21 protein-coding genes are annotated in these 22,363 nt (G+C 69.0%); 16 read left to right on the top strand and 5 right to left on the bottom strand.

The window, feature by feature from the left end; genetic code table 11:
* The first annotated feature begins 117 nt into the window (after nucleotides 1-117).
* From CJ010_RS09330 to CJ010_RS09315, 4 genes are all read left to right on the top strand, one after another.
* Nucleotides 118-1,194, top strand: a complete 1,077-nt coding sequence (locus CJ010_RS09330) for a hypothetical protein (protein WP_141017778.1) — start codon at nucleotides 118-120, stop codon at nucleotides 1,192-1,194.
* The gene (gene recJ, locus CJ010_RS09325) at nucleotides 1,191-2,882 is read left to right on the top strand and encodes a single-stranded-DNA-specific exonuclease RecJ (RefSeq protein WP_141017777.1); all 1,692 of its coding nucleotides are present in this window, start codon (nucleotides 1,191-1,193) and stop codon (nucleotides 2,880-2,882) included. Before CJ010_RS09330 ends, recJ begins: the two co-directional genes overlap by 4 nt.
* Before the next feature lie 116 nt (nucleotides 2,883-2,998).
* Complete coding sequence (locus tag CJ010_RS09320; RefSeq protein ID WP_240794541.1) at nucleotides 2,999-4,417, top strand: histidine kinase; 1,419 nt, start codon at nucleotides 2,999-3,001, stop codon at nucleotides 4,415-4,417.
* Nucleotides 4,414-5,043 (top strand): response regulator transcription factor, encoded by a 630-nt coding sequence (locus CJ010_RS09315; RefSeq protein ID WP_141017775.1) that lies wholly within the window; start codon nucleotides 4,414-4,416, stop codon nucleotides 5,041-5,043. Before CJ010_RS09320 ends, CJ010_RS09315 begins: the two co-directional genes overlap by 4 nt.
* 8 nt (nucleotides 5,044-5,051) lie before the next feature.
* Here the strand turns inward: CJ010_RS09315 and CJ010_RS09310 are convergent, their stop codons facing one another.
* The 3 genes from CJ010_RS09310 to CJ010_RS09300 are packed head-to-tail and all read right to left on the bottom strand — an operon-like array spanning nucleotide 5,052 to nucleotide 6,783.
* Nucleotides 5,052-5,447: a hypothetical protein gene (locus CJ010_RS09310; RefSeq protein WP_141017774.1), complete on the bottom strand. Its 396-nt coding sequence runs from the start codon at nucleotides 5,445-5,447 to the stop codon at nucleotides 5,052-5,054.
* The gene (locus CJ010_RS09305) at nucleotides 5,444-5,929 is read right to left on the bottom strand and encodes a tetratricopeptide repeat protein (RefSeq protein ID WP_141017773.1); all 486 of its coding nucleotides are present in this window, start codon (nucleotides 5,927-5,929) and stop codon (nucleotides 5,444-5,446) included. The genes CJ010_RS09310 and CJ010_RS09305 overlap by 4 nt, the downstream gene beginning before the upstream one ends.
* Entirely contained in the window at nucleotides 5,926-6,783 is an 858-nt protein-coding gene (locus tag CJ010_RS09300) for a tetratricopeptide repeat protein (RefSeq protein ID WP_141017772.1), read from the bottom strand. Before CJ010_RS09300 ends, CJ010_RS09305 begins: the two co-directional genes overlap by 4 nt.
* Nucleotides 6,784-6,956: 173 nt before the next feature.
* Here CJ010_RS09300 and CJ010_RS09295 point away from each other — a divergent pair, with 173 nt between their 5' ends.
* Complete coding sequence (locus CJ010_RS09295) at nucleotides 6,957-7,385, top strand: HIT family protein (RefSeq protein ID WP_141017771.1); 429 nt, start codon at nucleotides 6,957-6,959, stop codon at nucleotides 7,383-7,385.
* 9 nt (nucleotides 7,386-7,394) lie between these two features.
* Here CJ010_RS09295 and CJ010_RS09290 read toward each other — a convergent pair whose 3' ends face one another.
* Nucleotides 7,395-7,820, bottom strand: a complete 426-nt coding sequence (locus tag CJ010_RS09290; protein ID WP_141017770.1) for a DUF2721 domain-containing protein — start codon at nucleotides 7,818-7,820, stop codon at nucleotides 7,395-7,397.
* A gap of 183 nt (nucleotides 7,821-8,003) precedes the next feature.
* Between CJ010_RS09290 and prfB the strand changes: the two genes are divergently transcribed.
* From prfB to CJ010_RS09235, 11 genes are all read left to right on the top strand, one after another.
* A protein-coding gene (gene prfB, locus CJ010_RS09285; protein ID WP_141017769.1) for a peptide chain release factor 2 occupies nucleotides 8,004-9,108 on the top strand; the annotation gives its coding sequence in 2 pieces (ribosomal slippage) (nucleotides 8,004-8,084 and nucleotides 8,086-9,108; 1,104 coding nt in all).
* Between the two features lie 55 nt (nucleotides 9,109-9,163).
* Nucleotides 9,164-10,477, top strand: coding sequence for a hypothetical protein (locus tag CJ010_RS09280; protein ID WP_141017768.1), 1,314 nt, complete (start codon nucleotides 9,164-9,166; stop codon nucleotides 10,475-10,477).
* Nucleotides 10,478-10,486: 9 nt separating this feature from the next.
* Nucleotides 10,487-11,185, top strand: coding sequence for a hypothetical protein (locus CJ010_RS09275; RefSeq protein ID WP_141017767.1), 699 nt, complete (start codon nucleotides 10,487-10,489; stop codon nucleotides 11,183-11,185).
* Between the two features lie 5 nt (nucleotides 11,186-11,190).
* On the top strand, nucleotides 11,191-13,980 hold the full coding sequence (locus CJ010_RS09270; RefSeq protein WP_141017766.1) for an ATP-binding protein: 2,790 nt from the start codon (nucleotides 11,191-11,193) through the stop codon (nucleotides 13,978-13,980).
* A 117-nt stretch (nucleotides 13,981-14,097) separates the two neighbouring features.
* Nucleotides 14,098-14,532, top strand: a complete 435-nt coding sequence (locus CJ010_RS09265) for a DUF2784 domain-containing protein (RefSeq protein WP_141017765.1) — start codon at nucleotides 14,098-14,100, stop codon at nucleotides 14,530-14,532.
* Nucleotides 14,533-14,854: 322 nt separating this feature from the next.
* The gene (locus CJ010_RS09260) at nucleotides 14,855-16,699 is read left to right on the top strand and encodes a PAS domain S-box protein (RefSeq protein WP_141017764.1); all 1,845 of its coding nucleotides are present in this window, start codon (nucleotides 14,855-14,857) and stop codon (nucleotides 16,697-16,699) included.
* A 2-nt stretch (nucleotides 16,700-16,701) separates the two neighbouring features.
* Entirely contained in the window at nucleotides 16,702-17,094 is a 393-nt protein-coding gene (locus tag CJ010_RS09255; RefSeq protein WP_141017763.1) for a response regulator, read from the top strand.
* Nucleotides 17,095-17,098: 4 nt separating this feature from the next.
* Nucleotides 17,099-20,368, top strand: coding sequence for an EAL domain-containing protein (locus CJ010_RS09250; RefSeq protein WP_141017762.1), 3,270 nt, complete (start codon nucleotides 17,099-17,101; stop codon nucleotides 20,366-20,368).
* Nucleotides 20,369-20,466: 98 nt separating this feature from the next.
* Nucleotides 20,467-20,835 carry a group 1 truncated hemoglobin gene (locus CJ010_RS09245; RefSeq protein ID WP_141017761.1) on the top strand — a complete coding sequence of 123 codons (369 nt, stop codon included), beginning with the start codon at nucleotides 20,467-20,469 and terminating at the stop codon, nucleotides 20,833-20,835.
* Nucleotides 20,836-20,896: 61 nt separating this feature from the next.
* The gene (locus CJ010_RS09240) at nucleotides 20,897-21,358 is read left to right on the top strand and encodes a hypothetical protein (RefSeq protein ID WP_141017760.1); all 462 of its coding nucleotides are present in this window, start codon (nucleotides 20,897-20,899) and stop codon (nucleotides 21,356-21,358) included.
* Between the two features lie 53 nt (nucleotides 21,359-21,411).
* A complete protein-coding gene (locus CJ010_RS09235) occupies nucleotides 21,412-21,924 on the top strand; it encodes an O-acetyl-ADP-ribose deacetylase (RefSeq protein WP_141017759.1) in 513 nt (170 codons plus the stop codon).
* Nucleotides 21,925-21,927: 3 nt separating this feature from the next.
* Here the strand turns inward: CJ010_RS09235 and CJ010_RS09230 are convergent, their stop codons facing one another.
* Nucleotides 21,928-22,299, bottom strand: a complete 372-nt coding sequence (locus CJ010_RS09230; protein WP_205754922.1) for a hypothetical protein — start codon at nucleotides 22,297-22,299, stop codon at nucleotides 21,928-21,930.
* Nucleotides 22,300-22,363 lie beyond the last annotated feature (64 nt).

Genomic DNA, 22,363 nt, shown 5'->3' with positions numbered 1-22,363 from the left:
TATTGCCGGGCGGGGGCTTTCCGGATGGCATGCGCAGCACCATGCCGGCGCCTAGTCGGCGGCCGGCCGTACGGCACTGCGTGCTAGACTGCGGCCGCTTCGCTTCCCCTCCCCGCCATGCAAATCCACCTCGTCATCCCCGGCCTGATCTGGCCGACGCCGCATGCCACCGCCCCGGCCGGCAGTCTTGCCCTGTCCGGCCTCGAACGCCTGCTCGGACTGGGCGAACGGCGCGCGCTCGACGATCGCTCCGGCGACGCGGCGCTGGCGCGGCTTTTCGGCATGGCGGTCGACGCGATTCCCTACGCCGCGCTGCGCCGGCTGGGCGAAGCCGATGGCGCAGGGATGGCGCGCGACGGGCAATGGCTGTGCGCCGACCCGGTGCACCTGCAGTTCGCCCGCGAACACCTGCTGCTCACCGAACTCGACGACAGCGAAGTCGACCAGCAGGACGCCGACACCCTGCTCGCCGCGCTCAACGACACCTTCGCCGACATCGGCCGCTTCGAGGCGCCGGCGCCGCGGCGCTGGTACCTGAAACTGGCGGCGCCGACACGGGCAAGCCTCTTCCCGCTGACCGACGTGGTCGGCCGTCCGATCGCCCATTTCCTGCCGGAAGGCGAAGACGCCCGACTGTGGCAGCGCACGCTCAACGAAGTGCAGATCGTGCTGCACAACCATGCGCTCAACCAGGCGCGCGAAGGCCGCGGCCTGCGCACCCTCAACAGCCTGTGGTTCTGGGGCGCCGGCATGCTGCCGGAACGCACCGTCGCGCCCTGCCCCACGGTGCTCGCCAGCGATCCGCTGAGCGTCGGCCTCGCCCGCCTCGCCGGGGCGACGCCGCAGCCGGCGCACTCCGCAGCCGCCCTCGCCGGCGACAGCCTGGTGGTGCTCGATGCGCTGCAGCGCCCCGCCCTGCAGCTCGACCTCGACCGCTGGCGCGAAGCCCTCATCACGCTCGAACGCGACTGGTTCGCCCCGCTCGCGGCGATGCTCGGCGGCAAGCTGCAGCGCCTGCGCATCACCGCCCCCGGCGACCACGCCGGCTTCGAACTCGAAGTGCGCGCCGGCCAGCGCTGGAAGTTCTGGCGCAAGCCGCAGTCGCTCGACGCCCTGCTCAAGCAGATCGTGCCACCGCCGCAACGGCCGGAAACCCCGGCCGGCGCGATGCACACCGAACACGGACACCCATGATCCAGATCCAGCCCCGCGCGGTTCCGCAGCGCGCCGTTGCGGCCCTTGCCGACGCCGGCATCCATCCGCTGCTCGCCCGCCTCTACGCCGCACGCGGCATCGCCCGCAGCAGCGAACTCGACAACTCCTTGAAGGCGCTGCTGCCGCCGCAGGCGCTCACCGGCGCCGCCGAGGCGGCGCAACTGCTGGCCGACGCCATCGAGGCCGGCGCCCGCATGGTCATCGTCGCCGACTACGACTGCGACGGCGCCACCGCCTGCGCGGTCGGCATGCGCGCACTGCGTGCCTTCGGCGCCGACGTACATTACCTGGTGCCCGGCCGCGTCACGCTGGGCTACGGCCTCACTCCCGCGATGGTGGAGATCGCCGCGCGGCTGGAGCCGGACGTGCTGATCACCGTGGACAACGGCATCGCCAGCGTCGAGGGCATCGCCGCTGCGCGCGCCCACGGCATGGCCACCATCATCACCGACCACCACCTGCCGGGCGACGTGCTGCCCGAGGCCGACGTGATCGTGAACCCCAACCAGCCCGGCTGCGATTTCCCCAGCAAGGCGCTGGCCGGCGTCGGCGCGATGTTCTACGCCATGCTCGCGCTGCGCGCCGAACTGCGCGAACGCGGTGCCTTCGCCGGCGGCCAGGAACCCAACCTCGCCGACCTGCTCGACCTGGTCGCGCTCGGCACCGTGGCCGACGTGGTCAAGCTCGACCACAACAACCGCATCCTCGTCTCGCAGGGGCTGCAGCGCATGCGCGCCGGCCGCATGCAGCCGGGCATCCGCGCGCTGTTCGCCGCCGCCGGCCGCGAACCCTCGCGCGCCACCACCTTCGACCTCGGCTTCGCCCTCGGTCCGCGGCTCAACGCCGCCGGACGGCTGTCGGACATGAGCCTGGGCATCGAATGCCTGATCACCGACGACGTCGGCCGCGCGATGAACATCGCCCAGGAACTCGACAAGCTCAACCGCGAACGCCGCAGCATCGAAGCCGGCATGCAGGAAGAGGCCGCGCTGCGGCTGGAAGGTTTCGATCCCGGCGCCAGCGCCAGCATCGCGTTGTTCGAGCCGGACTGGCACCAGGGGGTGATCGGCATCGTCGCCGGCCGCATCAAGGAGAAGCTGCACCGGCCGACCATCGCCTTCGCGCGCGGCAACGAGGGCGAGCTCAAGGGCTCCGGCCGCTCGATTGCCGGCCTGCACCTGCGCGACGCGCTCGACCTCGTCACCAAACAGCATCCCGACCTGATCGTGCGCTTCGGCGGCCATGCGATGGCGGCCGGCCTCACCATCCGCGAGGCGGACTTCGACCGCTTCACCGCGGTATTCGAGGAAGTGGTGGCCGGCCTGGTCGATCCGGCGGCGCTGCAGCGGCGCATCGAAACCGACGGTGCGCTCGAATCCGGCTACCTCGGGCTGGAATCCGCCCGCCTGCTGGAGCAGGAGATCTGGGGCCAGGGCTTTCCGGCGCCGGTGTTCGACGACATCTTCCGGGTCGAACGCCAGCGCGTGCTCAAGGACCGCCACCTCAAGCTGGAACTGGCCAAGCAGGGCGTGCGCTACGACGCAATCCAGTTCAACTTCGCCGACGGCGCGCCCGACACCATCCGCGCCGCCTACCGGTTGTCGATCAACGAGTACAACGGTGTCAGCAACGTGCAGCTGATGCTGGAGCACTTCGAAGCAGCCTGAGCGCGCTTTGCCCGCGTTGCGCCGGCCGGGCAATTTGCCCGCCTGGGCGATACCCGCTTCCATTCGGGATGCGGCGGCAGGAAGATGACGGCCCTCGCCGCCGCCCCGCCCCGCCGATGAATCCAACGCCTGCGCCTTCCGCGCCCACACACCGCCAACCCGCTGCCGCCAGTGCCGCCGCGTTCGACCTGCAGCGCGCGCTGCTGATCCGCATCGTCCTGTTCGGACTCGCCGCCACCGGCATCGGGCTTGCCGCGCTCGGCTGGCTGGCGCGGCAGGCGGCGCTCAGCGATCTCGAACCCACCGGCGCCATCGTCCAGCAACTGCTCAGCCAGGACCAGCCGCGCCTCGCCGACCCCTTCAACCGCGAGCAGATCGCGGTGGATCTCGCCGTGCTCGCACCGCTGGCGCGGCGGCTTGCATTCTGCGTCGAGGTCGAGGACCTGTGGGGCCGCGTGATCGCCCGCGACTGCATGGCGCCCGCCCCCGCACTGGCGGGCACGGCGCTTCCGGCAAGCGGGCTGGCCGCACTCGCCGGGGACGCGGGCGTCGCCCGCTTCGGCCTGCTGCGCCCGCCCGGGGTGACGGTCGGCGAGATCCGCGTCGCCCCGCATTGGGCCGCCGAGCTGTCGGGCTGGCTCGGCGCCGTCGGTGTCCTCGCCCTGGCATGGCTGGCCCTGGCGGCGCTGGCGGTAGTGCTGATCGCGCCGGTGCGGCGCGCGCTGCGGCCAGCCGATCGCATTCTGGCCGCCATCGGCCAGCTCGAAGCCGGCGACACCACGGTGCGCCTGCCGGCTTTCGAGCTGCGCGAATTCCGCCGCATCGGCGAGGACTTCAACAGTCTTGCCCGCCAGCTGGGCGAAACCCGCGCCGCCGAGCGCCGGCTCGCCACCGGCCTGCTCGATGCGCGCGAAGCCGAACGCCGCCATCTCGCCCGCGAGCTGCACGACGACATGGGCCAGCACCTCACATCGCTGCGGGCGGAAGCCGCCTTCCTGCGCCATGTCGCCGACGGCGACAAGGCCGCGCTGCTGCCAAGTCTGGACATCATCGAAACCAGCCTCGCGCAGTTGCACGAAAGCGTTCAAGGCATCGTCCAGCGCCTGCGCCCGCCCGGCCTGGACGCCTTCGGCCTCGGCAACTGCCTCGCCCAACTGGTACGCGATGCCCGCCGCCGTCCCGACGGTACGCCGGTGGAGACCGAACTCGCGGTACGCGGCGATCTGGCTGCCTTGCCGGGCGAGTTCGCCGTGCATGTGTACCGCATCGTCCAGGAAGGTCTCACCAATGCGCTGCGACATGCCTGCGCGAACCGGGTGACGGTCGCCGTTGCCTGCGATGGTGGCCGGATCGAGGTGGAAGTCGTCGACGACGGCCTTGCCGACGGTTCCGCCATGGACACGCGCGGCGGCCACGGACTGTCCGGGATGGCCGAGCGGGTCGCGGCCCTCGGCGGCAGCGTCGCGCTGGCGCCGCTGCACGCGGGTGGCATGCGGCTGGCGGCCGGCTGGCCGCTGCCGGAGGCGCGGCCGTGATCCGGCTGCTGTTGGTCGACGACCACGCGGTGGTGCGCCAGGGCTATCGCCGCCTGCTCGAACAGCAAGGCAACATCGTGGTAGCCGGCGAAGCCGCGACCGGGGCGCTGGGCCTGCAGCGATGGCGCGAACTGCAGCCCGACCTCGCCATCCTCGATCTTGCCCTGCCCGACATCGGCGGCCTCGAACTGCTCGCCCGCATCCGCCAGCGCGACCCGCAGGCGCGGCTGCTGGCCTTCAGCATGCATCGCGACGTGCTGTGGGCGGTGCAGGCGATACGCGCCGGCGCACTCGGCTACGTGACCAAGAGCAGCCCGCCCGAGGTGCTGCAGCACGCCGTGCGCGAGGTGGCCGGCGGCCGCAGCTTCGTCAGCCCGGACCTTGCCGCCGAGGTCCGGGCCGCGCTGCGCGAACCCGATCCGCCCGCCACCAACGGCCTGAGCCCGCGCGAACTCGAAGTGCTGCGCCTGCTGCTGGCCGGCACGCCGGTTGCCGACATCGCCACCGCGCTCTTCCTCAGCGCGAAGACGGTGCACAACACCCATTACCAGATCAAGGCCAAGTTGGGCGCGGCCAACGACTTCGAGCTGGTGCGCCTCGCCCGCCGCCTGGGCCTGGGCGACTGAGGCCCGGCTCAGGCAGCAACCGGAAAGAAGCCGAGCGTCAGCGCCAGCAACAGGCTGTAGAGCCCGATCTCGGCCGTTTCGGTCCAGGGCTGGATGCGCTGGATCGCGCCAACCACATGCAGCAGCACCATGCCGGCGAAGATCGCCACCAGGATCTCGAAGGTCGGCACGATGGCGGTGCCGGCCAGCGCGGCACGCAGCATCAGGGCCTCGACGATCAGGATGAAGCAGCCCAGGCAGCGGCCGAAATACACCGCCAGGTCGGTGTGCTCCGGGATACGCCAGCGCATCAGCCGGGCCCAGCGCAGCGGTGCGAAGGTGATGGGCAGCGCGAAGACCGCGGTGGTGACGATGCACAGCCCGAGCAGATAGGTTTGACTTGCGGATTGCCAGATTCCGATCATGGGTTTGCCTCATTGGTGTCGATGGTTTGGAGGAATTCGGCCGCGTCGGCGACGCCTTCGGCGGCGGCACGGCGCAGCCAGTAGCGCGCCCGCGGCAGGTCGGCCGGGACGCCGCGGCCCTGGGCGAGCACCACGCCCCAGTGGTAGCGCGCGAGGCTGGCATGGGCGTCGTTTTCGACCTGGGCGCCGCGCTCCATCAAGCGGGCGGCGCGAACCGGATCACGCGGCGTGCCGATCCCGGTTTCGAGGATCTGCGCCAGCCAGATCATCGAATACACGTCGTTCCAGCGCGCGATGCAGTCCTCGAAGATGCGGATCGCCGCGGCATGGTCGCCGGTCTTGTCGGCGGCGTAGCCGTACAGGCATTTGAAGCGCCGCGGGCTGTCGATATGGCTGCGGTAGCTGAGATCGCCTTCGTCTGCGGCCGCCGCCGCACCGCCGGCGAGCAGCAGGCCTGCGAGCGCGGGCAGCACCCGCTTCATTGCAGTCCTCCTGCAGGAAAATCCGGATCGTGGAACAGGCTACCGTCCGCCTGGCGCCAGGCGCTGTGGCTGCCACTGCGCAGAAAATCGACGGCGTCGGCATCGCCCAGCGCGGCGGCGCTGCGGAACAAGGCCAGCGCGCGCGGCCGGTCAGCTGCGGTGCCGACGCCGAAGTAAAGCGCGGTCGCGTACAGCGTCTTGGCACCTATGTGGTATCCGGTGCCGGTGGCCGCCGCCGCCCTTTCCAGGAAATGCGCCATGCGCTCGGGCCGCCGCGGCACGCCGCTGCCGATCTCGTACAGCTGCGCGATCCGCACCAGCCCGCCGGCATGGCCCTCGCGCGAGCAGATGCTCAGCAGCCGCAGCGTGGTTTCGTGATCGCCGCACTTTTCCAGTTCCAGCAGCGCGGACGAGAAATTGCCGGTGCCCATGCCGCAGCGAGTGGCGGCATCGATGCTCGGCTCGGGAACGTCGGCGTGGCGCGGGTCGGGAACCAGGCCGCGGCAATAACGGTTGCGCTGCGGCAGGCGGGCGGCGTCGGCGGCCACCCCCTCCATCCAGCCGGCCACGGCATCCGGCGCATCTGCGGAGTCGGTCCACCCCAGTCGCGTCAGCCCGCTGTGTTCATCCCAGTCGACCGACACCCGGACAGGCTCGCCACCACCCAGCGCCAGGCGTCCTTCGTAGCGCATGTCGTCCGCCACCAGCGCGCTGCCGGCGCGCGCGGCCAGCGCCGTCCACACTCGCTCCGGCCCCACGCTTAGCTGCAATTCGCCGGCCGCGGCTTGGTGGCCGGCCAGCATCCCCAGCGCCAGGGCGGCCGGGCCCGCCCACGTCGCATATCTATTTTTCATCGTCGTCTCCACCGTCAGGGTGGGACGATTCTATGCAGCGGGGTTGCGGGCAGTCCCGGGCAAATCGCCCGGCGTGAGGGCAGACGGAATCGCGCACGCCGATATAATCGCGGACATCGGTGCGGCGACGGCACCAGCCGCCGACCCTTCATCAGAACAAGGAAGATTCAACGATGAGCTACGACAACAACAACGTCTTCGCCCGCATCCTGCGCGGCGAACTGCCTTGCCAGAAGGTGTACGAGGACGACGCCACCTTCGCCTTCCTCGACATCATGCCGCAGGCCGAAGGCCACACCCTGGTGCTGCCCAAGGAGCCGGCCGCACTGCTGGTCGATCTTTCGCCCGCCGCGCTGCAGGCCGCCATCCTCACCACCCAGAAGCTGGCGCGCGCGGTGCAGGCCGCCACCGGCGCACCCGGCATGCTGATCTCGCAGTTCAACGGTGCCGCTGCCGGTCAGACGGTGCCCCACGTGCATTTCCACATCATCCCGCGCTCGCCGGAACAGCCGCTGCGCGCCCATGCGCGCGACAACGCCGACCCGGCCGCGCTCGCCGCCATGCGCGAAAAGGTGATCGCCGCGCTGGCCGCCCAGGCCTGAGTTCGCCAGTCAGAGCAAGGGCGGCGTCTCGTCGCCGCCGTTGCTGCGCTTGCCGCCGCGCTGCATGTCTTCGACCACCACCCATAGCGCATTGGTGGAGATCAGCACCTCGAACAGCGACAGCACCAGCGACACCGCCAGCGCGACGATGCTGGTGCCGAACAGCAGCTTGCCGGCCGCCTCACCGTGCATGAACAGCGCCAGCATCGACAGCGCGCACAGCAGAAAGCTCAGCACGCCGGAAGACTGCATGTACTGGATCAACTGGATGCGGCGCTTGAGCCCCGGAATCTGCCGCATCACCAGCGGGCTGTCGTGCTCCGGCGAGGCGTGCAGTTGGCGGATGACCTGCGCCAGCGTCAGGAAGCGGTTGGTGTAGGCGAGCAGCAGCAGCGAAATCGCCGGAAACAGCAAAGCGGGCGTGGTGATATCCATCGTCGGGTGCGCGGGCGGTGGCGAGGGCGCGGAGTTTACCCGCGAATGGCCGTCCGCCGCGTCCGTGATTACCCGCTGGCGCGCATCCCGGCCGCATTTGCGTTCCCAGCCCCAAGCCGCATGCAGGGAAGCGCCCATGCACCGGTATAATGCCGGGTTTTCCGCATTGTCCCGGAGCCGCACATGGAAGCCGAACGCAAGAACGCCATCGCCGAAAAACTCGCCGACCTCGCCGCCCGCGGTCGCGAACTCCGGAGGTATCTTTGACTACGATGAGAAAGCATCGAAGCTCGAAGAAGTAAACCGCGCGCTCGAAGACCCGGCCGTCTGGAACGATGCCGCCCGCGCCCAGGAACTGGGCAAGGAAAAGCGCCAGCTCGAAGACGTGGTGCTGACGCTGCAGCAGATCGAGCAGCAGGCGATCGACCTGAAGGACCTCTTCGACCTCGCCGACATGGAAGGCGACGACGACACCTTCGAGGCGGTCGAGGCCGATCTGGGTGCGCTGGAAGCGCTGGTCGGCAAGCTCGAGTTCCGCCGCATGTTCTCCAACCCGATGGACCCGAACGCCTGCTTCGTCGAAATCCAGGCTGGCGCCGGCGGCACCGAGGCGCAGGACTGGGCAGGCATGCTCGAACGCATGTACCTGCGCTACGGCGAAAAGAAGGGCTTTTCCGTCGAACTGCTGGAAGAGACCGAAGGCGAAGTCGCCGGCATCAAGAACTGCACGATCAAGGTAAGTGGCGAATACGCCTACGGCTTCCTGCGCACCGAGACCGGCATCCACCGCCTGGTGCGCAAGAGCCCGTTCGACTCCAACGCCCGCCGCCACACCAGCTTCACTTCGGTGTTCGTGTATCCGGAAGTGGATGATTCGATCGAGATCGAGATCAACCCGGCCGACCTGCGCGTCGACACCTACCGCGCCTCCGGCGCCGGCGGCCAGCACATCAACAAGACCGACTCGGCGGTGCGTATCACCCACCAGCCCACCGGCATCGTCGTGCAGTGCCAGAACGACCGTTCGCAGCACCGCAACCGGGACGAGGCGATGTCCATGCTGAAGGCGCGCCTGTACGAGCTGGAACTGCGCAAGCGCCAGGCCGAGCAGCAGAAGCTGGAAGACAGCAAGAGCGATATCGGCTGGGGCCACCAGATCCGCAGCTACGTGCTCGACCAGTCGCGCATCAAGGATCTGCGCACCGGCTACGAAGTCGGCAACACCCAGGCGGTGCTCGACGGCGACCTCGACAACTTCATCGCCGCCAGCCTCAAGCAGGGCGTCTGATCCCCGCACGCAACCCGCGAAGAGCCGGCCCGCCGCGGCCGGCTCCGTTTTTTTGATGACCGCTCCAGACCTCTCGGACTTTCTCGCTGCCGGCGTCGTCCCCGACGACGTGCCCGAGCTCGCCCCGCTGCTGGGCGCGCGCGGCATCATCGGCACCTTCATCTCGCTGTTCCGCGGCTCGGATGCCGAGGTGCTGCTGCGCCTGCTCGTCCTGCGCGAGATCGGCCAGGAATCGGAGGCGCCGCGCTGGTCGCCGGATTCGCTGCGGCGCCGCTTCTCCTACCTCGACACGGTCAAGCTGGAAACCGTGCTGAAGCGCCTGCGCGAGCACGACCTGCTCGCCATCGGCGAGGACGGCCTGTACCACCTGTCCGACCTCGGCCGCAACGCGGTGGCGGCGCTCGGCATGCTGCTGCAGTTCGGCGCCGGGGAAGACGCCGAGCTCGGCTTCCTCACCGCCCAGCTGGCCGGGCTGTCGGCCACCGGCAACGTTACCGCGGAAAACCTCAGCCATCTGCTGTCCAAGCTCAACGACCTCACCTGGCATTTCGAGGAGGCGATCGCCTCCGGCTCGGAGTTCCGCATCGTCACCGCGCGCAGCCGGCTCAAGGCCAACGGCCGCTGGCTGGACCGCGGCACCGCCATCCTGCGCGAGCTGCTGGCCGATCCCGAGGTGGATTTCGAGATCGCCCGTGTCGCCCAGCGCATCGGCCTCGCGCAGTCGCGGCTGGCGCGGGTGGATGCCGCCTTCCAGCGCGCGTTGAACAAGATCGAGACCCAGCGCGTCACGCTGGGCGGCTCGGGCATCTCGTCGTCCGACGTCGCCGCCTGGCTGCGTCGCCAGGACGCCGCCACGCTGGCGGCGATGATGGTCGGCGCGCTCGACGTCTCGCCCGCGCCGGCACTGCTCGCCGGCGGCCACGAACTGCTCGACCGCGCCGAAGCCACGCTGGCGGACGACCCGCGCGCCGAGGCCATCGCCGCGGTGCTGCCGGAAGCCGACAGCGCGCCGGTGTCGGTCGCGCCCGAGCATGAAGACCTGCGCCTGCTCGAACACTTCGGCGAACGCCTCGGCCGCGTCGCCGAACCCACCCCGCTGCACCAGCTGGTGGGCGGCGGCGGTTTCGCCCCGGCCAGCTACCGGCTGTCGCTGCTCGCCCTGCTGGCCGACGCCGACAGCAGCGGCCCCGCCGACGGCCCGGTGGCCGTCTTCATGAACCAGCCGCTGGACGTGCATTTCGGCGACACCCTGGTGCCGGTCGGCGAGGACGAGATCGCCGCGATGAGCGCCGGCCACGTCGCCCGCCGCGACCGCCCCATGCCGGACGCCGGCACGGAAGAACCCGGCCTAGCCCCCGCCACACCCTGAGGGAGCCCCATGGATCACGAACTGCAAACCCTCACCGCCCGCCTGCTGGCCAACCGCTGGCTGCCGCGCACCGACCGCATGGTGCGGCGCGCGCTGGTGGACGAGACCTTCCGCCTCGAACTCGACCGCCGCCTCGAGGCCGTCGGCCTGCGCCTGCTCGACAACCCCTACGCCGCCAACGTCGCGGTCGGGCTGAACACCGACATGTACGACCCGGTGTTCGGTTCCAGCCGCGAATACGCCGCCAGCAACCTCGGCCTCACCCGCGACGAGGTCGCGCTGCTGGTCATCGTGTGGTCGCTGATCGTGCTGCCCAAGCGCGAACGCCAGGTCACCCGGCGCGAGACCGATGACGACGGCCAGGGCGACATGTTCGGCGGCGAAAAGCCGGTGGCGCACGGCGACGCGGTCTCGGCCGGGCTGTCGGAAGCCTCGCTGATCGCCGACTTCGGCACCCGCCTCGGCGGCAAGACCAAGGTGCGCAACTTCATGCTCGGCAAGCTCGCGCGCCTCGGCTTCATCGAACGGCGCAACGGCATGGTCATCGAAGGCCCGCTGCTCGACGTCGCGCTCGACTACCGCATGCTGGCCGACCGCGTCATCCACGGCACGCTCGCCGAAGTGCTCGCCGAAGCCGGCCATCCGGTGCCCGAGGCCAACGCCTTCGAGGTGGCCGACACCCTGCCCGACGAAGAACCGGAAGACTGATCCCGATGTTCCACATCAAGACCCTAGAGCTGGTCCACTGGGACTACTGGCGCCGCTTCACGCTGCCGCTGGACGCCCAGATCATCACCATCGTCGGCCCCAACGGCTCGGGCAAGACCACCCTGCTCGACGCGATGCGCACGCTCTTCGCGCTGCGCTGCTCGGGCAAGCGCGACTTCCGCCGCTACGTGCGCCGCGCCGACCGCAGCTTCGCGTGGATACGCGCGGTGGTCGCCAACAAGCCGGGCAGCAGCGGCCGCCGCCCCTTCTTCCCCTGCCTGCAGGACGAAGTCACGCTCGCCTGCCGCATCCGCAAGGCCGGCGGCGACTGGACGCGCGATTACGCGATCATCGACGGCAACCTCAGCATCGAGGAGCTGGAGAACAGCAGCGACTGGACCGGCCTGCGCGACTACCAGACGCGGCTCGCCTGGGGCGGCCTGACCCCAGCGATCGCCAAGGTGCTGTCGCTGGAACAGGGCGACACCGACAAGCTGTGCGAATACTCGCCCAAGGCGCTGCTGGAATTGGTCTTCGACGTGTTCGGCGACAAGGAGGTGCTCGACAACTACGACGCCGCCCGCGAGGAACAGAAGAACGCCGAGCGCGAAATCGAAAGCCTCGGGCTCGACCTCGACCGCCTGCGCGCGCAGGCCGAGACCAAGCGCCTCGAGGCCGACCGCTTCCTCGAATGGAAGCAGCTCGCCGACGAAATCCACGCGCTCGAAGCCGAGATCGTGCCGCGCCTGGAAACCGCCGAACTCGCCCGCGAAGTCGAGAACGAACGCCATGAGCTGCTGCGCCTCGACGAGGAACGCGTGGACCGCCAGCGCGAACAGCGCGACGCCCGCGCCCGGCTGGAGCAGATCCGGGCCGAACAGAGCACCGCCACCGCCGAGCGCAGCCGGCTGAAGACCCACGCCGACGAGGCCGAACGCCAGCACCTCGCCGCCCACGACCGGGTGCGCGACCTTGAAAAGCTCACCGCCGAGCGCGACGCGCTGCGCGCCCAGCTCGCCAGCGAACACGGCGCCGACGCGGTGGCGCTGGAGAAGGAGCACGAGGAGGCCGACGCCGCGCTGGTCGCGCTGCGCCGCAAGGAACGCGAACTGGTCGCCGCCTTCGAGGAAAAGACCGAACAGCTGCGTGGCGAGCGCAGCCGCAGCGGCCCGCCGGGCGACGCCGAGGTCAGCCGCTTCCGCGTCAAGCTCAGCGCCGAGGGCATCGCTCACCAGAGCCTCGCCGAGGTGCTGGAAGTCACCGACCCGGCCTGGCAGGCAGCGCTCGAAGCCATCCTGCGGCCCTACCGCCATGTGATCCTGCTCGAACACGAAAGCGACCGCCACGCCGCCTGGGCGCTGGGCGAGCGCGAACGCTTCCGCCACTTCATCGTGCCGGAGCGCGAAACCCCGCCGCCGCCCAAGCCGATGAGCCTGGCCGAAGTGGTGAACATCGACGCCCCGGTGCCGCGCTGGCTCACCGACCTGCTCAACCGCATCCGCCGCGTGGAAGACGCCGAATCCGCGCGCAAGCTGCCGCGCGAGCAGGAATGGATCACCCGCGACGGCTACCATCGCGAACGCCGCGGCGCCCGCCACCTCGGCCGGCCGCAGGACTTCCACTTCGGCGAACTGGCGCGCCAGTCGCGCATCGACGCGCTCACCGCCGAGATCGCCGGGCTGGACAAGCAGTTGCAGGCGCTGCGGCCCAAACTCGACGCCGCCGGCGAGCGCCTTGCCGGCATCCGCCAGCGCCTGCTCGGGCTGCAATCGGCCCAGTTGCTCGCCGCCAACACCGAGAAATACGCCGCCGCCGACGCCGAGCTGCCGGCCGCGCGCAAGGCGCTGACCGAAGCGATCGCCGAACGTGCAGCGACCCGCGGTGCGCTCGACGAGGTGGCCGAGAAGCTGCGCGGCGTTGAAATCGAACTCGACCGCCGCAACCGCGAGCTGAAGAACATCGAGCTGCGACTGGCCGACATCGCCCGCGACAACGCGCCGCGCCGCCGCAGCCAGGCCGAGCGCATCCTCAAGCTGCGCCGGCGCCGCCGCGGCATGCCGGCGCACTGGCTGGACAGCGCCGAACTCGCCCTGCTGGCCGAAAAGTACGGCGACGCCCGCGGCGCCCGCCTGCAGCTCGACCGCCTGCGCCGCCACATGGACGAAGGCGACTGGGTCACCGACGGCACCGTGCTCACCCTGCGCGACCGCCTCACCACCGACCTCACCGGCCGCGAGCGCGACTACGGCGACCGCCAGGCCTACTGTGCCACCGCCCGCCGCCATACCGACGAGGCGCGCGCCGCCTACATCGCCAAGCTGCGCGCTACCGTGCGCCAGTACGGCAAGAACCTGAAGGCGCTCGGTGAGTTGGCCAACCTCGACGTCGATTGTCCGGCGCCGCACCTGGACAACGACGACCTCTCGCTCGCCCAGGCCGGCCTCGAAGTGCGCTTCGACTTCGACCGCAAGGGCGCGGTCGGCCTCAACGACGGCGAAGCCTCCGGCGGCCAGCAGGTGATGAAGTCGCTGATCCTGCTGGTGGCGCTGCTGATGGACGACGCCCGCCCCGGCGGCTTCGTGTTCATCGACGAGCCCTTCGCCCACCTCGACGTCGCCAACATCGACCGCGTCGGCACCTTCCTGCGCGCCACCCGCGCGCAGTACCTGATCACCACCCCGGTCACCCACAACGCCAACGTCTTCGCGCCCGCCCAGCTCACCCTGGTGACGCGCAAGAAGCCGCCGGCGGAAAGCTGGGCGCCGCCGATAGGCGTGCTGCAGCGCGCCGTCTAGCGCCAATCCGCCGGCGGCCGCCACGGCTGCCGGCCTGTTGCAGCGTCCCCGGGAGCACCGCGACACCCGCCCTGTCCAAGTACAGACCGGGTCAGACGCGCCGGGAGGTCGCGCACCATGCCCACGCCGCCCTATCGCCTGCTCGCCGATCTCGTGCTGGCCATCCACTTCGCCCTCGTCCTGTTCGTGATCGGCGGGTTGGTGGCGATCGTGATCGGCAACCGGCTGTCGTGGCCGTGGGTAAATCGCTGGAGCTTCCGCGCCGCGCATCTCGCGGCCATCGCCATTGTCGTCCTGGAATCCTGGCTCGGCCTCGCCTGCCCGCTCACCACGCTGGAAATGTGGTTGCGCGCCCAGGCCGGCACGGCAGTCCATGAGCAAGGCTTCGTCGCTTACTGGCTGCAGCGCCTGCTCTTCTACGAGGCGCCCGCCTGGGTCTTCGGCCTGGCATACACGGTGTTCGGCCTGCTGGTCGCCGCCGCCTGGTGGCGCTTTCCGCCCGCGCGGTCCGCACGACGCAGACCGCATGCCCGGCGTAACAGCGGGATATGAAGCGCCCCGCGCAGGAGCCGCGCCACATGTGCTTCTCCAGCCCGAACCCATGACAGCAGCAGGGGAATACCCGACAAAATCAGTTGGCTAAGCAAGCTGACTTTGCTATTAATACAACATTCCCGGCGGTCTATTTCATTCGCATTTCATGCCATGCGAACGCCGGGAACGCCCGCCGACAACATCCCGCCACGCAACGGCGCGTATTGCGGAGTCATGGCGTGCGGCAATGATTTTCGATTCCCCGCCGCTCCGTATCCGTTCGAACCTGACAGCCCGGAACGGGAACGCGCCCGGAGCATGGTGACCCACTGGAGCGGGCATGCCGATCGACGTTTGCAGACTGCTGCTGGACGAATCCCCCGATGCCTTCATCGTGCTCACTCCCGAAGGCGGCGTCGAGCACTGGAGCAAGGGAGCCGAGACGCTCTTCGGATACAGCGCGGAAGCCGCCGTCGGCCAGGCGCTGATAGACCTCGTCGTGCCCGCCGACCGCATCGAGGAGGAACGGGCCCTGCTGCACGAAGCGATCGGCCACGGCTATGCCACCTCGGAATCGATCCGGCGGCGCAAGGACGGCTCGCTCGTCTATGTGTCGATCTCGGGCAAGACGGTGCGCGACGAGGACGGCACCGTGCGCTACCTGATCATCAACAAGAAGGACGTCACCCAGTTGAAGGTGACGCGCGACGCCAAGCTGGTCGACGCCCGTTATCGCGACCTGCTGGAATCCATGCCCGACGGCATCGTCATGGTCAATCCCACCGGCCGCATCGTCTTCTCCAACCGCCAGGCCGAGGCGATGTTCGGCTACGATGCCGGCACGCTGCGCGGCCAACCGATCGAAATGCTGCTGCCGTCGCGCCTGCGCGGCAGCCATGTGGCGCATCGTTCGCACTACTTCGGCCAGTTGCGCACGCGCACCATGGGCATGGGCCTGGAACTCTACGGCCTGCGCCAGGACGGCACCGAGTTCCCGGTCGAAATCAGCCTCAGCCCGCTGCTCACCGAGGAAGGCACGCTGGTGATGAGTGCGATCCGCGACATCAGCGGCCGCAAGAAGGCGGAAGAGAAGTTCCGCAGCCTGCTCGAGTCGGCGCCGGACGCGATCATCATCGTCAATCGCCAGGGCCGCATCGTGCTGGTGAATTCGCAGACCGAAAAACTGTTCGGTTACGCGCGCGACGAACTCATAGACCAGGCAATCGAGATCCTGCTGCCCGAGCGCTTCCGCGCCCAGCATCCCGGCCACCGCAACGGCTTCTTTCAGGATCCGCGGGTACGCCCGATGGGCGTCGGGCTGGAACTCTACGGCCGGCGCAAGAACGGCGACGAGTTTCCGGTGGAGATCAGCCTCAGCCCGCTCGAAACCGAAGACGGCACCCTGGTGTCGAGCGCCATCCGCGACATCACCGAACGCAAGCGCTTCGAGCGCGCGCTGCAGGAGAAAAACGTCGAACTGGCCAATGCCAACGCCGCCAAGGACCACTTCCTCGCCAGCATGAGCCACGAGCTGCGCACGCCGCTCAACGCCATCATCGGCTTCACCGGCACGCTGCTGATGAAGCTGCCCGGCCCGCTCAATGCCGACCAGGAGAAACAGTTGCGCACGGTGCAGCAAAGCGGCCGCCACCTGCTGGCGCTCATCAACGACCTGCTCGACATTGCCAAGATCGAGGCCGGCAAGTTCGAGCCGGCCACGGAGCCGGTAGACCTGTGCGCCACCCTGGAAGAGCTGGTCGGCACCCTGCGTCCGCAGGCCGAAGGCAAGGGCCTGGCGCTGACGCTGACGCTGCCGGCGCAGGCCTGTGTGCTGCATACCGACCGGCGCGCCTTCAGCCAGATCGTCATCAACCTGCTGCAGAATGCGATCAAGTTCACCGCCCACGGCAGCGTGCACGTGAGCCTGTGCCACCGGCCCGATGGCGAAGCATCAGCGGTCGAACTGAGCGTCGAGGACAGCGGCATCGGCATCCATGCGGAAGACCAGGCACGGCTGTTCGCACCTTTCTCGCGCATCGCGCCGGCCTCCGGCCACGCGCCCGAAGGCACCGGGCTCGGCCTGCATCTGAGCCAGAAGCTGGCGGGTCAGATCGGTGGCCGCATCTCGATGCGCAGCACCCATGGCGAAGGCAGCGTGTTCACGCTGACCCTGCCGGAGCGCTGAGCATGGCCGCCCGCATTCTCGTCGTCGAAGACAACCCGGCCAACCTCGAGCTGGTGCGCTACCTGCTGCAGCACGCCGGCCACACCGTGCTCAGCGCCACCGACGGCGCCGAAGGGCTGGCAGTCGCGCAGCGCGAACGGCCCGACCTGGTGATCAGCGACCTGCAGATGCCACACATGGACGGCTACGAACTCCTCACCCGCTTGCGCGCAGAGCCGTCCCTGCACGGGACGCCGGTGATCGCCGTGACCGCCTTTTCGATGAGCGGCGACCGCAACAAGGTGATGCTCGCCGGCTTCGACGGCTACCTGCCCAAGCCCATCGTGCCCGAAACCTTCGTCGGCCAGATCGAGGCCTGGCTGCCCGAAGCGCTGCGGCACGTCGATCGGGGATGAGTCCATGGCCACAATACTGATCGTCGACGATCATCCGGCCAACCGCGAGCTGATCGCCACCCTCGCCCGCTACGCCGGCCACGAAGCCGTCGAAGCCGGCGACGGAGCCGAGGCACTCGCGGCGGTACGAAGGGCACGCCCGCAGCTGGTGATCTGCGACATCCTGATGCCCACCATGGACGGCTACGAGTTCGTGCGCCAGCTGCGCGCCGACCCGGCGGTGGCCGACACCACGGTGATGTTCTACACCGCCAACTACCACGAGCGCGAAGCCCGCAGCCTGGCAGGCGAGCTGGGCGTGTCGCGCATCCTGGCCAAGCCCAGCATGCCGGAAGAGATCATGGAGGCGATCGATCTGGCACTCAGCCAGTCGCCACCGCCGGTGGCCCCACCCGGCGAGAATTTCGAGCAGGACCACCTGCGCCTCCTCACCGACAAGCTGGCCGCCAAGGCCGACGAACTGGAACGCGCCAACCAGCGCCTGGCTGCACTCACCGAGCTCAACCTGCAGCTGTCGGCCGAACGCGATCCGCATATCCTGCTCGACAAGGTCTGCCAGGGCGCGCGCGAACTGACCGGCGCGCGCTATGCCCTGCTGTGCATCCAGGCCAGCAGCAACGGCCATGCGGTGGGCGTGTGGGGCTATGGCCTGTCGGCGGAGGAATCCGGCCGGCTGGAAAACCCGGTGATCGACCGCGGCGTGTTCGCGCAGGTGATGGCCGAGGGACGTCCCATCCGCTTTCGCAACCCGGGCGGCCAGCCGGAAGGCGTCGGCCTGCCCAGCGGCTTCCCGCCGGTGCACTGCGGCGTGGCCGCACCCATCGCCTCGGCCATCGCGGTGTTCGGCTGGGTCTGCCTGCTCGACAAGGTCGGCGCCAGCGAATTCACCGAAGAAGACGAATGGATCTCGCGCGCCCACGCCGCCCAGGCCGGGCGCATCTACGAGAACCGCAACCTCTACGCCCAGCTGGAGCGCCGCGCCACCGACCTCGCCGCCGAGATCCGCACCCGTCAGCTCGCCGAACAGCAGCTGCGCCGCGTGCTGCGCGCCCGCAAGGTGATGGCCGAGTGCAACCGGACGCTGGTGCGGGCCGCCGACGAGGCCACCCTGCTGCACGACATGTGCCGTTTCCTCGTCGATCTCGGCGGCTACGGCGCCGCCTGGGTCAGCCTCGTCCGCCACGACCCCGGCAGCACCCTGGAAACCGTGGCCAGCGCCGGCGACGACAAGGGTCTCCTGAAGGTGACGAAGTTGTCCTGGGCCGACAACGAGTACGGCCGCGGCCCGGCGGGGATGGCGATACGCACGGGTGTGCCGCAGATCGTGCACGATCTCACCACCCAAGCCAGTCTGCAGCGCTGGCGCGAAATCGCCGTGGAGCGCGGCTTCAACGCCGCCGCCGCGCTGCCCCTGCACTGCGAGGGCGAAACCTACGGCGTGCTCTGCATCGTCGCCACCGAAGCGGACGCCTTCGACGCCGACGAGGTCGAGCTGCTGGACGAACTCGCCGACGACATCGCCTTCGGCATCCACACCCTGCGCGCCCGCGTGGTGCAGCAGCAGCTCGCCGCCATGCTGGAGCTGCGCAATCGCGCCATCGAAGAGAGCATCAACGCCATCGTCATCAGCCGCGCCGACCGCAAGGCGGACAACCCGGTGATCTACGCCAACCGCGCCTTCACGCTGATGACGGGCTTCAGCACCGACGAGGCCATCGGCCGCAACGTCCGCTTCCTGCTCGGCAGCGACTGGGACCAACCCGACATCGAACGCCTGCGCGAAGCGGTACGCCACGGTCACGACGCCCGCGTCACGCTGCGTAATTACCGCAAGGACGGCTCCTTGCTATGGAACGAGATCTCGCTCGCGTCAATGCGCGATCCGCACGGCGACGTCTCGCACTTCATTTCCATCTTCAACGATGTCACCGAGCGCACGCGCTACGAGGCCGAACTCGAGCAGCAGGCCACCCATGACGCGCTCACCGGGCTCGCCAACCGCAACCTGCTCAACGACCGCATGCAGCGCGCCATCATCCGCGCCGCGCGCGACAACGCCGCGGTGGCGGTGATGCTGCTCGATCTCGACCGCTTCAAGCTCATCAACGACAGCCTCGGCCACGGCACCGGCGACGCCCTGCTGCAGGAGGCCGCCCGCCGCCTGCTCGCCAGCGTACGCAGGGGCGACACGGTGGCGCGCCTGGGCGGCGACGAGTTCATGATCGTGATGTCGGACATGAGCACGGTGAACGACGCCGCCACCCTGGCCTGCAAGGTGCTGGACACGCTGTCGACGCCGATGACACTGAACGGCCGCGAAATCATCATCACCGGCAGCATCGGCATCTCGCTGTACCCGCGCGACGGCGAGACGGCCGCAACCCTGTTCAAGCACGCCGACGTCGCGATGTATCGCGCCAAGGAACTCGGCCGCAGCCGGCTCCAGTTCTACGCGCCCGAGATGAACGAACGCATCCTCGAACGCCTGGAGCTGGAAAACGGCCTGCGCCGCGCGCTCGAGCACCACGAACTGGAACTGCACTACCAGCCCAAGGTGGAACTCGCCCACGGCCGGGTGGTGGGCGCCGAGGCCCTGATACGCTGGCGCCATCCGCGGCTGGGCATGGTGCCGCCGGGCGACTTCATCCCGCTCGCCGAAGAGACCGGGCTCATCGTCCCGATAGGCGAATGGGTCATAGACAGCGCCTGTCGCCAGGCACGCGCCTGGCGCGACCAGGGGCTACCCGAACTCAGCATCGCGGTTAATGTCTCTGCCCGCCAGTTCCAGCACGAACAGCTGACCACGGTGCTGGCGCGCGCGCTCGACACCTACGGCATACCGCCCGGCCAGCTCCACATCGAGGTGACCGAGAGCGCGGTGATGAGCAATCCCGAGCGCACCATCGTCACCCTGCAGGAGCTGAAGCGCATCGGCGTGCAGATCTCGCTCGACGACTTCGGTACCGGTTACTGCAGCCTCAACTACCTCAAGCGCTTCCCCATCGACAGCATCAAGATCGACCGCTCCTTCGTCACCGACATTGCCACCTCGGCCGAGGATGCCGCCATCGCGCTGATGGTGATTTCGCTGGCGCACAGCCTGCAGCAGACGGTGATCGCAGAGGGTGTGGAAGACGGCGACCAGCTCGACTTCCTGCGCCGCCACCGCTGCGACGAGATGCAGGGTTACCTGTTCAGCCGCCCGCTGCCGGCCGAGCACTTCGCCCGCCTGCTGCGCGATGGCGCGCGGCTGGACACCGCGGCGCAATCCTGAGCGCAGCGGGCGGCCCACCTCATCCGGACGTCGTATGCCGCCGCGCCGCTGTGCACTACAATTCCGGCAATACCCATTCCGCCTGACAAGGAGCCAGCATGACCAGCCTGTACGACAAGCTCGGCGGCGCCCCCGCCGTGGAGGCCGCGGTCGACATCTTCTACGGCAAGGTCCTGGCCGACGCCCGCATCAAGCACTTCTTCAGCAGTACCGACATGGCGCGGCAACGCCAGCACCAGAAGAGTTTTCTGACCTTCGCCTTCGGCGGACCGAACGCCTACCACGGCCGCAACATGCGCGCTGCACATCAGCAGCTGGTCGACAAGCTCGGTCTGGACGACAGCCACTTCGACGCCGTCGTCGAAAACCTCGCCGCCACACTGGGCGCACTCGGCGTGCCGCAGGCGCTGATCGCCGAAGTCGGGCAGGTCGCAGCCTCAGTCCGCGACGACGTGCTCGGCCGCTGACCGCCTCACCACGCGTACTTCACCCGCTTTCCCGACAGCCCACCCCGGAGGCCGGACGATCATGTCCCTCGAGTTTCACGACGGTTCCCATACGCTCTACCGCGGTTACGCCAGCAGTGCCTGGAACGACACCGGACTGTTGCGTCTCAATCCGGGCGCCAGCACCTGGGACGCCTGGCTGATGAACAACTACAACACCGAAGAGAAGGTGACCGCGCTGCTCGGCAGTTCCACCGCCCGCGCCATCAAGTTCAACAAGTTCGGCTCCAAGCTGGGCGAACTGCTCGATACCGACCATTCCAGCATCATGGTGGTCAAGGGTCTGCACCAGTGGCAGCGCGTCGGCAAGAGCTGGAACTACAAGCTGCACCTCACCCTCGGTTTCGACGCCAAGCTCTGGCACCTTTATGCGCTGTACGAGGACAGCTCGAGCAGCATCAAGCTGACAGGCAGCATCAGCGCCGGGGAGCAGTTCGGCAACGTCACCCACGACGGCTGGAATATCCCCAAGAAGAAGCGCTGAGCCGGAACACCACCCGCGCGGGAACGCCCCGTCAGGCCGCCGATCCAACCGCCATGCCCGCACAGCTGGAAGCCCTTCGTGCCGACATCACCACGCTGCCGGTAGACGCCATCGTGAATGCCGCCAACCGCTCGCTGCTGGGCGGCGGCGGAGTCGACGGGGCGATCCACCGCGCCGCCGGCTTCGAGCTGCTGGAAGCCTGCCGCCAGCTCGGCGGCTGCGACACCGGCGACGCCAAGCTGACACCCGGCTTCCGCCTGCCAGCACCCTGCATCATCCACACCGTCGGCCCGATCTGGCACGGTGGCATGCACAACGAAGCAGCCCTGCTCGCCAGTTGCTACCGGCGCTCGCTGGAACTCGCGGCGGCCCACCAGCTGCGCTCCATCGCCTTTCCCTGCATCAGCACCGGCGTGTACGGCTATCCGCCCGACCAGGCGGCCCGCATCGCGGTGCACACGGTGCAAACCACCCTTGCCGGATCGGACGCCATCGATCTGGTCGTCTTCTGCTGCTTCTCGCCGGCCGACCTGCGCCTCTACGAAGCCCTGCTGACCGCACCCTGAACCTCATTCGCCGCCGCTGCCGCCAAGCACGCCGGCTTCGCGCAGGCGCGCCTTGTAGGCCTTCATGACCGGGCGGGAAATTGCGGTCTCGGCCAGCACCCGGTGCTCGTAGATCTCTGCCACCAGCGCCTCGCGCTCGCCGTCGCGGGCACGGGCGATCAGCGTGTGCATGTCCTCGCCGAGCAACTGGCCCGGGCGGTGACGGATGGCGTCGTACAGCACCGGGATCACATCCTTGTCGCGCGGCCCCATCTTGCACTTGCCGTCGAGGATCTTGAGCATCACCGTGGTGGTGCAATCGACATCGGCAGGGGCCAGCAGGTGCGTCACGGCCCAGTCGGAAAGCCGGGCGGCATGCAGCGGGAACGACGGCATTGCGGACTCCATCCGGTAAGGGGTAGCTGTTTTCCGAGCAACAATCGCGCCAAAACCCGGCTTT

It is taken from the genome of Azoarcus sp. DD4 (assembly GCF_006496635.1).
Classification (GTDB): Bacteria; Pseudomonadota; Gammaproteobacteria; order Burkholderiales; family Rhodocyclaceae; genus Azoarcus.
Note: the sequence above shows the minus strand (reverse complement) of the source record. Positions and strands in the feature narration are given on the sequence as shown.